The sequence below is a fragment of the Pseudomonas sp. TE3786 genome (genome assembly GCF_054057335.1).
Genome location: NZ_JBSRZF010000002.1, coordinates 205,082 through 217,490 on the forward strand (window position 1 = coordinate 205,082; position 12,409 = coordinate 217,490).

The 12,409-nt window shown below is 60.4% G+C and carries 8 protein-coding genes; 6 read left to right on the forward strand and 2 right to left on the reverse strand.

What is annotated here, in order from left to right:
* Nucleotides 1-81 precede the first annotated feature (81 nt).
* Nucleotides 82-2,199: a TonB-dependent receptor family protein gene (locus ACVW0Y_RS03385; RefSeq protein WP_457436050.1), complete on the reverse strand. Its 2,118-nt coding sequence runs from the start codon at nt 2,197-2,199 to the stop codon at nt 82-84.
* Between the two features lie 255 nt (nt 2,200-2,454).
* On the opposite strand from ACVW0Y_RS03385, the gene ACVW0Y_RS03390 reads away from it, so the two are divergent.
* The 6 genes from ACVW0Y_RS03390 (at nt 2,455) to ACVW0Y_RS03415 (ending at nt 11,819) form a co-directional block, all read left to right on the forward strand.
* Nucleotides 2,455-4,854: a membrane-bound PQQ-dependent dehydrogenase, glucose/quinate/shikimate family gene (locus ACVW0Y_RS03390; protein WP_457436051.1), complete on the forward strand. Its 2,400-nt coding sequence runs from the start codon at nt 2,455-2,457 to the stop codon at nt 4,852-4,854.
* 419 nt (nt 4,855-5,273) lie between these two features.
* A complete protein-coding gene (locus ACVW0Y_RS03395) occupies nt 5,274-7,031 on the forward strand; it encodes a carbamoyltransferase family protein (RefSeq protein ID WP_457436053.1) in 1,758 nt (585 codons plus the stop codon).
* Nucleotides 7,015-8,148 (forward strand): glycosyltransferase, encoded by a 1,134-nt coding sequence (locus ACVW0Y_RS03400; protein WP_457436055.1) that lies wholly within the window; start codon nt 7,015-7,017, stop codon nt 8,146-8,148. Before ACVW0Y_RS03395 ends, ACVW0Y_RS03400 begins: the two co-directional genes overlap by 17 nt.
* The gene (locus tag ACVW0Y_RS03405; protein WP_457436057.1) at nt 8,141-9,403 is read left to right on the forward strand and encodes a capsule biosynthesis protein; all 1,263 of its coding nucleotides are present in this window, start codon (nt 8,141-8,143) and stop codon (nt 9,401-9,403) included. The genes ACVW0Y_RS03400 and ACVW0Y_RS03405 overlap by 8 nt, the downstream gene beginning before the upstream one ends.
* Nucleotides 9,404-9,473: 70 nt before the next feature.
* The gene (locus tag ACVW0Y_RS03410) at nt 9,474-10,697 is read left to right on the forward strand and encodes an O-antigen ligase family protein (protein ID WP_457436058.1); all 1,224 of its coding nucleotides are present in this window, start codon (nt 9,474-9,476) and stop codon (nt 10,695-10,697) included.
* Nucleotides 10,698-11,069: 372 nt separating this feature from the next.
* On the forward strand, nt 11,070-11,819 hold the full coding sequence (locus ACVW0Y_RS03415) for a lipopolysaccharide core biosynthesis protein (RefSeq protein WP_457436060.1): 750 nt from the start codon (nt 11,070-11,072) through the stop codon (nt 11,817-11,819).
* Here ACVW0Y_RS03415 and ACVW0Y_RS03420 read toward each other — a convergent pair.
* On the reverse strand, nt 11,789-12,403 hold the full coding sequence (locus tag ACVW0Y_RS03420) for a lipopolysaccharide kinase InaA family protein (protein ID WP_457436062.1): 615 nt from the start codon (nt 12,401-12,403) through the stop codon (nt 11,789-11,791). The genes ACVW0Y_RS03415 and ACVW0Y_RS03420 overlap by 31 nt on opposite strands.
* Nucleotides 12,404-12,409 lie beyond the last annotated feature (6 nt).

A 12,409-nucleotide genomic window follows, 5' to 3' on the forward strand; every position in this document is an offset into this window, starting at 1 on the left:
CGCCGTTTCCAGGAATCGCGGCTGAAGCCGCTCCTACGGATTGTGCGGTCTTGTAGGAGCGGCTTCAGCCGCGATTGGCCGTTACTCGAACTGATAGGAAACCCCGGCCCCGGCATACCAGCTGCGTCCGGGTGCGGCTTCGTAGTAGCGGCTGTTGCCGTCGCCGACTATCACCGAGCCGACATATTGGCGGTCCAGCAGGTTATCCAGACGCAGCAGCTGGTGCACGGTCCATGGGCCGTAGTGCTGTTCGAAGCGGGCGCGCCAGTTGAACACGCTGTAGGCCGGTGCCGGTCGGGCATTGTTGCTGTCGTTGACGTACACCTTGCTGCGGTACAGCCCCTCGATGGCGGTGCTGACGCCGTCGAGCGGCCGCCAGTCGAGTTCGGCGAACAGGGTGGTGCGCGGCACGCCCGGCAGGTTGTTGCCGCTGTCGACCGTCTGCGCCGTGCTGCCGGTGCCGCTGACGAAACTGGAGTCGTACTGCGCCGCCAGGTAGGTGTAGGCGAGGTTGGCTGACCACTGCTCGCTGAGTTGGCTTTCTATGCCCAGCTCGAATCCCCGCCGCAGCGTGCGCCCGGCGTTCTGGTAGCTGGTGCGGCCAGCGTCGCTGCTAAGCACCACGATTTCATCGTCGGTAGTGATCTGAAACACCGCTGCATTCACCCGTGTACCGCTACCCAGAAGAGCCTTGAGGCCTAGTTCATATTGGGTGCTGGTGGACGGGTCGAGGTTGTAGTTCACCCCGCTGCTGCCCGGCGCGCCGTAGGCCAGTTCACCCTGGGTGGGCGTTTCAAAACCCCGGCCAACGCTGACGTAGCCATTCAGTTGTGGTGTGAAGGCGTAGCCCAGGCTCAGTGCCGGGCTGGCCTGTTCGTAACGTCGGTCGCCACTGTCATCGCCATTGCTGCTGGTGATGTAGTGGTCATCCACCTCGATTTCCACCGTGCTGTAGCGCAGGCCGCCTTGCACGGTCCAGTTGCCGTAGGTCCAGGTGGCTTGGGCGTAGGGGTCAAGGCTGGTGGCGGTGTCGATCTCGTCGCGGCGCAGTTCGCCCTTTACGCCCAGCTGGTTGCCCGAGAAGTTTTGGTAACCCTGACGATCATCCTGGCTTTGGTCGTAATCGAGGCCAAATACCAGGTCCAGATCGCCGACCGGTTGCAGCCAGCGCAGGCTGCCGCCATGGAAGGTGCGGTCAAAAGCCACCACGCCGCCACCGTTGTTGTTGGCCGGCGTGCCTTTGGGAATCGACAGATACTGAATCACGCTGCGCTTGCCGCTATAGGCCGTGGCCTGCAGCGTCGCCTCACCAAAGTAGCGCTCATAGTTGGCACCCACCTGCTGGTGGTCGATGCTTTTGCGCGTGTTGTAGGTCAGCGCTGCGGGGGCCACCGAGCGTGGGTCGGCTTTGTAGCCCGCCCAGGTTTGCCCCAGCGGGTCCTGGGTGCCGTTCTGCTCCAGGCTGCTGTAGATCAGCGCCAGCTTGCTGTCGGCATCGGGCTTGAGGTTGAGCTTGGCGAGGGTCTGGTCGCGGCGGGCGGCGCTGTGGTCGCGGTAGCCATCGGTGTCCATGCGCGAGGCATCAAGGAGAAAACCGGCCTGCTCAACCGCACCCTCGGCGCTGAGGTGGTTTTTGTTTATGCCGTCGCTGCCGAAAATGCTTTCGGCAGCGACTTGCGGTGGCCCTTCGGGATCGCGGGAAAATACCTGAACCACGCCGCCAGCGTTGCTGCCATACAGGGTAGACGCCGGCCCGCGCAACACTTCGATGCGCTCGGCGGTGTCGAGGTTGAAGGTGGCGGCCTGGCCCTGACCGTCCGCAGTGCTGGCTGGAATGCCGTCGCTGAGCAGCTTGATGCCGCGTACACCAAAGGCCGACCGAGCACCGAAACCTCGGGAAGAAATCTGCAGGTCCTGGGCGTAATTCTGGCGGTTCTGTACCACCAGGCCGGGGACGCGGTTCAGGGCCTCCGAGGCATTGATGGCTAGTTGGCCGTCGCTGATCTGCTGACGATCTACGCTATCTATCGAGAACGGCAGAGCAAAGCTGTCACTGGCTTGGCGGGAACCACTGATCACCAATGTGTCGAGTTCCAGCGGGGCAAGCTGATCGTTGCGGGTTTCAGCGGCCTGGGTGCTGGCAACCGCGAACAGTGTCAGCAGCAGGGAGTAGGGCGGTAGTCGGTTCAATGAAGTCATCGCCGGCGTTATACAGATCAACAATGCCGCTGCGGTCGCGGGCTGAGCATAGTGGGCGATTATCGACCATAAAGTCATCCGCTGCCGAGCCGCTCTGCTACTGGGTTTGCGCTTTTATTTCGGCACCAGGTCGGCTAATGACCTACGCCCCGCAAGGTGTAAGCCCGCTGGATGCGCGGCAGAATCCGCGCCCTTTAGGTGGCTGGCCTGGCTAGGGCGGCTGGTACCAATTGATTGAGCAAGGGGATAGCGCAGATGAATGAGGTAATAACTGTTGGCGGCCGACGCGCCGGGGGCCTGGCCAGCTGGTTGCTGGTGGTGGTCGGGGTAGCGATTGCCCTGGTCGGTCTGTACCTGGCCGGTGGCGGTGCCTACCTGGCAGTACTGGGCGGCAGTTGGTATTTCGTGCTGTCGGGGCTGGCCTTGCTCGGTGCCGGTGTGCTGATCGCCAAGGCCAACCCCAATGGTGCCTGGCTGTTTGGCGCGGTGCTGCTGCTGTCGGTGATCTGGGCCGTGTGGGAAACCGGCCTGGAATTCTGGCCGCTGGTGTCGCGCTTGTTGGTGCTTGCCGTGATCGGTCTGGTGGTGAGCCTGCTTTATCCGACCTTGCTGCGTCTTTCTCCGGCGCACCATGACGGTGGCCATGAAGGCGATGGCCGCGGCGCTTATGTGCTGAGCGGTCTGCTGGCGCTGGCGATTGTCGCCACCTCGGCCTATGCCTTTGTGCTTAACCCCATCGTTGCGGCGACCAGCGAGCCACCAGTCATCCCGGTGGCCAAGGGGCAGGAACAGAAAGATTGGAAACACTGGGGCAACACCACCCACGGAGATCGTTTCGCCGCCCTGGATCAGATCAACAAGGGCAATATCGACAAGCTGCAAGTGGCCTGGACTTTCCGCACCGGCGATCTACCGCAGAGCACCGGCTCCGGCGCCGAAGACCAGAACACCCCGCTGCAGATCGGCGACACCCTCTATCACTGCACCGCCTACGGCAAGGTGTTTGCCATCGACGTCGACAGCGGTAAGGAGCGCTGGCACTTCGACCCGCAAGGCTCGGCACCGAACTGGCAGCGTTGCCGCGGCCTGGGCTTTTACGAAGATGCCGCTCCGGTCGATACGGCCGCCGCTGCGCCGGCCGCCTGCGCCAAGCGCCTGTTCCTGCCGACCATTGATGCGCGCCTGATCGCCATCAACGCTGACACCGGCGAGCCGTGCGCCGACTTTGGCAATCAGGGCACGGTGGATCTGAAAACCGATATGGGCGAAGTCAAAGACGGCTACTACCAACAGACCTCTACCCCGCTGGTGGCGGGCAATGTGGTGGTAGTGGGCGGCCGGGTAGCGGACAACTTCTCTACCGGCGAACCGCCGGGCGTGGTGCGTGCCTTCGATGTGCACAGCGGCGAGCTGATCTGGGCCTGGGACCCGGGCAACCCGCAAACCACCAAACGTCCGCCGGAAGGTCAGACCTACACCCGTGGTACGCCGAACGTGTGGTCGGCCATGGCCTACGACGAAAAACTCGGCCTCATCTACTTGCCCACCGGCAACGCAACGCCGGACTTCTGGGCCGGCGAGCGTACCGAGCTGGACGATAAATACAGCTCCTCGGTAGTCGCCGTCGAAGCCGCCACCGGTGCCATCCGTTGGCACTTCCAGATGACCCACCACGACCTGTGGGACTTCGACATCCCGGCGCAACCGCTGCTCTACGATGTGCCTGATGACGCCGGTGGCACCCAGCCGGCGCTGGCGCAGATCACCAAGCAAGGCGAGATCTTCCTGCTCAACCGCGCCACCGGCGTGCCGATTGCCAAGGTCGATGAAAAGCCGGTGCCGCAGGGCAACGTGCCAGGCGAGCGCTACTCGCCAACCCAGCCGTTCTCGGTGGACATGCCCTCGATCGGCAACCGCCAACTGTATGAAGCGGACATGTGGGGTGCCACGGTATTTGACCAGTTGCTGTGCCGTATCCAGTTCAAAGGCATGCGCCATGAAGGCGTCTACACCCCGCCGGGGCTGGACCGTGCCCTGCAATTCCCCGGCTCCCTTGGCGGGATGAACTGGGGCAGCGTGTCGGTGGACCCGACCACCCACTATATGTTCGTCAATGACATGCGCCTGGGCCTGGCCAACTACATGATCCCGCGCGAAAAGATCGCCGCGGGTGCCAGTGGTATCGAAATGGGCGTGGTGCCGCAGACTGGCACCCCGTTCGGTGCCATGCGTGAACGCTTCCTGTCGGTGGCCGGCATTCCGTGCCAGAAACCGCCATTCGGCACCATGTCGGCCATCGATCTGAAAACCCGCAAGCTGGTCTGGCAGGTTCCGGTCGGCACAGTGCAGGACACCGGCCCGCTGGGCATCAAGATGCACCTGCCGATCCCCATCGGCATGCCGACCCTGGGTGCCTCGATGGCCACCCAGTCGGGCCTGCTGCTCTTCGCCGGCACCCAGGATTTCTACCTGCGCGCCTTTGATAGCGGCAGCGGCAAGGAAGTCTGGAAAGCACGCCTGCCGGTGGGCAGCCAGTCGGGGCCGATGACCTATGTGTCGCCGAAAACCGGTAAGCAGTACATCGTGGTGAGTGCCGGCGGGGCGCGGCAGTCGCCGGAGCGGGGGGATTACGTCATCGCTTACGCGCTGCCGTAATCAAACGATCGGCTGCGCGTCGGCCGGGTTGGGTTAAAAAAGGTTTTGAATGCTCATGGGCGTAGGGCGAATATCCGCGCAGCGGATATTCGCCCTACGCTTCAAAATGGATTTTTGCCTTGCGCGGCTCTAGCTCGCTTGATCTCGATGTGTGGGAGGCGGCAATCGCCAAAGCAAAAGCATCGAGGCTGAAGCCTCTCACAGGGAGAGTGCTTTTTGTCGGAGAGGTCGGCCGGCGCTCCGGGGCAACCTCGCTTCCTGCAAACACCGGTTCTGGAACACCTCGCCCCGTCACGCTCGCACCCAGCGCAACGCAACGGCTATAATCCCCCGCTTTATCAGGCAGCCCTTTGCTTTTCCGGCCTGCCGTCCGACTTTTCGCGCAGGCGTAGGCCTTGCGTCGTTGCAAGAGGTTTCCCGTGGCACTGACGATTCTCGGCCTTTCCGGCGCCCTCAGTCATGATCCTTCCGCTGCGCTGTATATCGACGGCAAGTTGATCGCGGCCGCCGAAGAAGAGCGCTTTGTGCGCGACAAGCACGCCAAGAACCGTATGCCCTACGAGTCGGCCAAGTTCTGTCTGGAACAGGCCGGGATCAAACCGTCGGATGTCGATGTGGTGGCCATTCCCTTTGCCCCCATCAGCCTGTTCGGCAAGGCTCGCTGGCACTACGCCAAGCGTTACTGGTATGCGCCGGACCGTTCCCTCGACGCGATCCTGATGGGTAACCGTCGCTACAAGCGCTACCGCAACAAGATTGTCTGGTGCCTGGAACAGCTGGGTTTCGATCCGAAGAAGATCAAGATCGAGCCGGTCGAGCACCACCTGGCTCACGCCTCCAGCGCTTACCACTGCTCGGGCTTTACCGAAAAGACCGCGATCATGGGCATCGACGGCAAGGGTGAGTACGCCACGACCTTTTTCGGCTATGGCGAGAACGGCAATATCCACAAGATCAAAGAGTTCTTCGACCCGGATTCCCTCGGCGGCCTGTACGGCGCAATCACCGAGTTCCTCGGTTTCGAGATGCTCGATGGCGAGTTCAAGGTCATGGGCATGGCACCGTATGGCGATGCCAGCAAGTACGATTTCTCCCGCTTGGCCAAGTTCGAGAATGGTGAGCTGATCATCAACACCGAGTACGCCAACGTCATCGGCCTGCGCCGCTATAAAGAGAACGGCAAGGGCTTCTACTTCTCGCCCAAGCTGATCGAGTGGCTGGGCCCGAAACGCGAAGGCGATATCGCCGACGACCCGTACATTCATTACGCCGCCAGCATGCAAGCGCTGTTCGAGAAGCTGGCGCTGCAGATGATGGATTACTACCTGGGCGACATCCTCAAGGAAACCGGCAAGATCGCCTTCGCCGGCGGTTGTGCGCTGAACGTCAAACTCAACCAGCGCATCATTGCCCGCCCGGAAGTCAAAGAGCTGTTCGTGCAGCCGGCTTCCGGTGACGCCGGTACCGCCGTTGGTGCCGCCGCCTATATCTCGCACAAGCGCGGTGTGCCGGTGGAGAAGATGGAACACGTCTATCTCGGCCCTGCGTATTCCAACGAAGACGTGATCGCCGCCTGCGCCCGCCACCCGAGCAAGCCCAAGTTCAAACAGATCGAGGAAATGCCCCAGCGCATTGCCGAGATCATGGTCGCCGGCAACCCGGTGGCCTGGTTCCAGGGCCGCATGGAGTTTGGTCCGCGCGCCCTCGGTGGCCGTTCGATCATTGGCTGCCCGAGCATTGCCGGGGTGGCCAACCGCATCAACGAGCAGATCAAGTTCCGTGAGCGCTGGCGCCCCTTCTGCCCGTCGATGCTGGATACCGTCGGCCCGCAGATGATCAAGGTCGACCACCCGGCACCCTTTATGACCTTCACCTTCGAAGTCGCCGAAGAGTGGAAAACCCGTGTGCCGGAAGTGGTGCACGAAGACGGCACTTCCCGTGCCCAGGTGCTCAAGCGCGAATACAACCCGCGCTACTACGACATGATGAAGGCCCTGGAAGGCCTGACCGGCAACGGCGTGTCGCTGAACACCTCGCTGAACCGTCGTGGCGAACCGATGATCTGCTCGCCTACCGACGCGTTGAACATGTTCTTCGGTTCGGACCTGCAGTACCTGATCATGGAAGATATTTTGGTGATCAAGGAAGGCGCGGACGGGTATGACGCACTCAACTGAACTGCGTGTTCTGCAGTTCTGCCACAGCTATGACGGGCCGTTTCTCGACTGCGCCCGTCAGTACGCCAGCCTGTTCGACGGTACGCCGTACAAGGTCACCACGGTCTACCTGACCGGTGAGCCGAGCGCCGCCGTGGAAGCGGGCTCGGGTTCCGATGAAGTGATCTTTCTCGGCTACCACAGCGCCGATGTGCGCGGCCTGAAGCTGGCGGCCATTCGCGATATCAAGCGTCTCACCAGCCAGCGCTCGTTTGCCTTTTGCATCGCCCATCGTTTCAAGCCGGTGTATGTGGCGCTACTGGGCAGTAACCTGCCGGTGATCGGCGTGCACCACGCCTTTGGTGACTACCGGCGGCGTACGCGGTTTCTCTTTGCCCAATGGTTCAAGCGCCGTCTGCGCCTGCTCGGGGTTTCCGATGCGGTGCGTGACGATATCCGCGAGAGCCTGCCCGGCTGGCCGGCCGAGCGTATCGAAACCCTGTACAACCGTGTCGACATTGCTGCGGTACAAGCGGAGCAGGTGTCCCACAGCGAGGCACGCGAGTTTCTCGGCCTGCCGGCGGATGCCTGGGTTGTTGGCAATGTCGGGCGTCTGCATCCGGACAAGGATCAGGCGACGTTGTTGCGCGGTTTCGCCCAAGCGTTGCCGCAACTGCCGGCCGGCAGCCTGTTAGTGATCATGGGCAGCGGCAAGCTGGAGGCCTCGCTCAAGGCGTTGGCGCAGGAGCTAGGCGTGGCCGAGCAGGTGCGTTTTCTCGGCCAGGTGGCCCATGGTCGCCGCTACTTCCGGGCCTTCGATGTGTTCGCGTTGAGCTCTGATCACGAGCCCTTCGGTATGGTGCTGCTAGAGGCAATGGCCGCCGGCGTACCTCTGATTGGCTCGGCCTGTGGTGGTGGGCAGGAAGTGATAGCTGGTGTCGGTCGATTGTTCCCGCTGGGTGACACGCAGGCACTGGCGCAGGCCTTGATTCAACAGGCCAAGGCGCAAGATCGCCAGGCAGTATCGCAATTGATGTTGGAGCGTCTGCAGCGCTCGTTTTCGGATGATGCCGTGCGTCAGCGCTTCTGGGCCCTAGCCGGGTTTTCACCGCTGTTGCGAGAGCCGCGAGATGCTTGAGAACACCGTTAACCCCTGGGCAGCCAAAGCCCAGGCGCTCGACCAGTACCGCTGGTGCTTGCTGCGCGAACGTCATGGGATGTTAGGCAGTGCAGTGCGCTTTGCGCGCGAAGTGGTGGGTGACTGGTGGTTCGGGTTGCGTGCCAGACGGCGACTGGCGGCCAGCGTAGTCGCTGAGCCCTGCGATGTGTTGCTGCTGCAGTCTGCGCCCAAGGTTATCGTCTTGCAGCGTAAAAAAATGTTGATTGAGGCCCTGCGCCAGTGGGGTCACAGACTGGTCGAGACTTCGTTGCAGGAGCCTCGGGCGACGCTGAAAAAGCGCGAGCTGGCGGCACCGCCATACGCTGTTCCCACGCGTTACTTTGGTATCGCCGCCCACGCTGAGTGGTTGGTTGCGCATCACCAGCCGCGGGTTTTGCTCAACGATCGCAATGGCAGCCTCTATTCGCCCTTTCTGCGCTTGTCTTTAAATCAGCGTCAGCGCCCGCTCGTGCATCTGGCCCACGCCACTACGGTGGAGGCTTCCCGGCGGCTGGGAATGCTCGACTATGACTACTACTTGTTGTTCGGCAAGAGCTCAGAAGAGGCGCTAAGGCGTCGTGTGCTGCGATTTGGCTCTACCACCGCACTGCTGACCGGCTCGCATATGATCAGCCAAACATTCGACATGCCGCTGGCATCACCTTCGGTAAAGACACTGCTGGTGCTGGGTGTTGGGCCAGACAAGGAAAAAGAGCCTGGCTACCAGGAAAGTTATCGACTGGTTCGCGATTGGGCGGCCAGCCATCCTGAGCACAAGGTGTTGATCAAGGGCCATCCGCGCAGCCGCATGGCGCTTTGGCAAGAGGCTGCTGCCCAACACGCCAATATCCAAGTGTTGCCGCCGTCCACCTCGCTGGAAGATGCGCTGTCGGCTGCGTCAATCGTCATCAGCCTGGTTTCCAATGCGGTAATTGAAGCGGCCTTGGCCAGGCGGCCTGTGGTGTATATCAATGCCGGCGGCTACCGGGATATTTTCGAGCAGGAACGATTCTTCGGGGCTGCAGTGAAAAATATTGCCGAGCTGGATCAACGTATTGCGCAGATCGAGACACACTACCTTGCCCATGTTGAGACTTCGGAAAACTTTGCGGTTTTCCATCTCGCCGGAGGCTTCCTGGGGCTGGATAGAACCGTAGCGGTAATCAATGCCTTGGTTGGCGGTACTTCATTGCCCGTCGACGTTGAAGGTGTGGCGCTGACTGCTAGCGGCTGAGATTTGCAATCGAACTGCTTTTTGTAACGGCGCCACCAGGCGCAATCGAAAATCTTGAATAGGTGTTTGTATGGCGTTGGTGGAGGCTTTTCGGTCGCGTGGTCTGACTCTGCAAGAGACCGTGCACAAGTGGATTGCAGTGGGCTTTCTGCTGTATTTGGGCTCCATTTTCTTTCTGGGTGGTAGCCATCAAAAAACGTTTTTCTATCTTTTGGTGGCATTGCCAGCGTTGTTCCTGCTGGTGCGCTCGGCACTGTTGTTTCGGCAGGATAGCTGGGCGCTGGCATCCGTCGTGCTGTTTCTCAGCTACTTCTCGTTAAGTACCTTGTGGTCCGGAGGCGAGGGCTCGATCCGCGATGCAGCCAAGTACAGCCTTTATATTTATTGCTTGATGCTGGGCATTGAGGGCGCCATCAATCGCTTCGGCCCACAGTTTATTCCCGGGTTTATCGCTGTAGCGGGTGGTGTTGCTGCGTGTGGCTATGTGTTGAGCATGTTGTTGGGTGATGTCCCACTCTCGGCATTTGTTACTGGCCGCTATTCGTTGCAACAAATGGCAGGGTGGGGGCCGGGCAACCCTATCAACTCGGCGATTGTTTTCGGCGTCGTGGCTATTGCTGCATGGTGGTCGCTACCCAACAAGAAGTGGCCGGTGCAGTTGGGGCTGATGGTGGTGATTGGTCTCGCGGTCACCCTTATGTTTGTAACCAAGAGCCGTGGGCCGATGTTGTCGTTGACTGTCATCCTGCTGCTGATCGGTCTGGTCAGGAGAAGCAAAGTTGATTTGCTGCTTCTGGCATTGGGCGGCGCATTGATTGCCGTGGGTGTGGCGCTTTCGAATCTGGATGCCGTAGTGGCTCAGCGGGTTTCCTCGCCCAATTACCGCGGCGAAATCTGGTCGCAGGTGTGGCAACAGTTCCAAAGTCACTGGCTGATCGGGCGCGGATTGGGTAACGACGCTGAAATTGCCATTGCGAACGGCCAGGTAGTCACCCACTCCCATTCTTCGTTGTTCGAGGCGTTTCGTACCGGTGGTCTGCTGGGTGGTTTGCTGTTTATCGGCATGACACTCATGCTGGTTCGTCGCTCGTTGCGCCGACCGGAGGGCTACTTTTTCGCGCTTTGGCTGATTTTCGGTGGGATCTGCCTGTCGACCAATGGTCGGGCATTGCTAACCAAGCCATCGATCGAGTGGATCTCTTTCTGGATGCCGCTGTTTCTGCTGTATTTCACGACTCGCGCTGACGGGAAAACACAAAAAAACAGCTTGGCGACTGATCCCATTCGGTGCTGATAGGGGCGTAGTAGAGATGCGCGGTGATTCAGTCGCGCGTCCTTCTCTAGTTAGATAACAGGCCAGTTGTCTGTATCTGCCCTTTTTATATCAGTCGCTACTGAAGCCGGGTCCCGCAGCCCCAAATCCTATGGTGATGAACCGCGCTCTGGTGTTTAACCAGGCGCAGGTTGGCGTACGCCATTGCCGGTCGTCTGGGCTGTAAGAAAAATGTTGAATCCAGCGTTCTAAGATATCTCGAAGTTATTGAAGTGCACCGGTTGACGGGGCATGCGTTTAAGAGGGGCGCCTTGGATGGGCGAGTTTTATCTTTCTAATAAAAATATGGCGTTCGAACGCTTCGATGCCTGCCGCAACAGCTGTTCCGGCCCGGTGTTTATCGTCGCCTCCGGACCCTCCACAAAAAAATTCCCGCTTGAGCAGTACGGGCAATTCCCGATGATGGCGCTGAACGGTTCCATTTGCCGTTTCACCGCTGCGGGTATGGCACCGGACTATTACCTTTGCGATGACAGTGGCTTCGTCCGCAGTCGTCTGCCGCTGATGATGCAAGCGGTAGGGCATGCCCGTCATTTAGTGCTTTCGCCCCGGGTGATCGAAACCTTGTTAGGGTTTGAGCCTGAGGCGCTGATGGGGCGCTCGGTGTTCTGCTTCGAGCGGGCGGGGCGTAGTGATGAGGCGCTACGCCGACTGAGCCCGCGGCAATTTTCCAGAGCCGTGCGTGGCGACAGCGACATTGAATGCAACTATTCGTTGTTGCGTCAGAAGCCCAATCGTATCGGCTTCAGTCGCAATCTGGAAAAAGGCTACTTCAACGGCCGCACCATTCCCTATGCAGCTATTCAGTTGGCCTGCCATTTGGGATTTAACCAGGTGTTTCTGGTCGGCTTGGATTTGCGTTCCAATGTGGGCCGTTTTTATGAAGACGGTGCGGCGGCAGTATCCAGTCGCCTGGATTGCGACTTCCAGGACTACATCCTGCCGAGCTTTCAGCTACTGGCCGAGCGGGTTATCGAACCGCAGTTTCAGGTCTATAACCTGTCCGCCGAAAGCCGCCTGCCCGACCACTTGATACCCAAGCTCGCTCTGGATCAGTTGGACGCTTTGCTGGCTCGCGCATAAGCGGCCAGCAGCTCATCCCAAGGAAAACCTTCCACCTTGCGCCGCTCCAGGTAGCCGCGCAGGTGCTCGAAGTTGCGCCTTACCAGGCGCTTGCCCAGCGGGCCGCGCTTGAAGCGCATATCGAGAAAGTCGATCAGACCGAAGCCGCCATCAGCCGTCAGCAGAATATTGCCCAGGTGCAGCGAGCGGAAGTAGATCCCGCGCTGGTGCAAGCGGTGGATATAGGCGGCCAGTTGCGGCAGCAGAGCAAGAAAACGTGTCTTGTCGTTACGGAATATGCCGTCCAGCGGCTCGCCGGTTAGCGGCTGATAGAGACAGGCGCTGACCGCTTTTTCCCGGTCGATCCACAGGCATTCATCAATCAGCGGGGTGGCGATGCCGGCCCGCTGCAGGCGTTGCGCGTTGCGCTTGAAGCGCTGTGCCGAAGGCAGCAAGCGGGCCACCAACGGGGTGCGGCGGCTGCGCATGATCTTCAGCAAGCGGCCATCGGCCAGACGCACCACCTTGGGCCCAAAACTGTCTTTTTCCAGAAGCTCGCCGTGGCTGAGCCAATCTTGTAATTCGTTCGCTGCTACAATCCGCATCTTTTC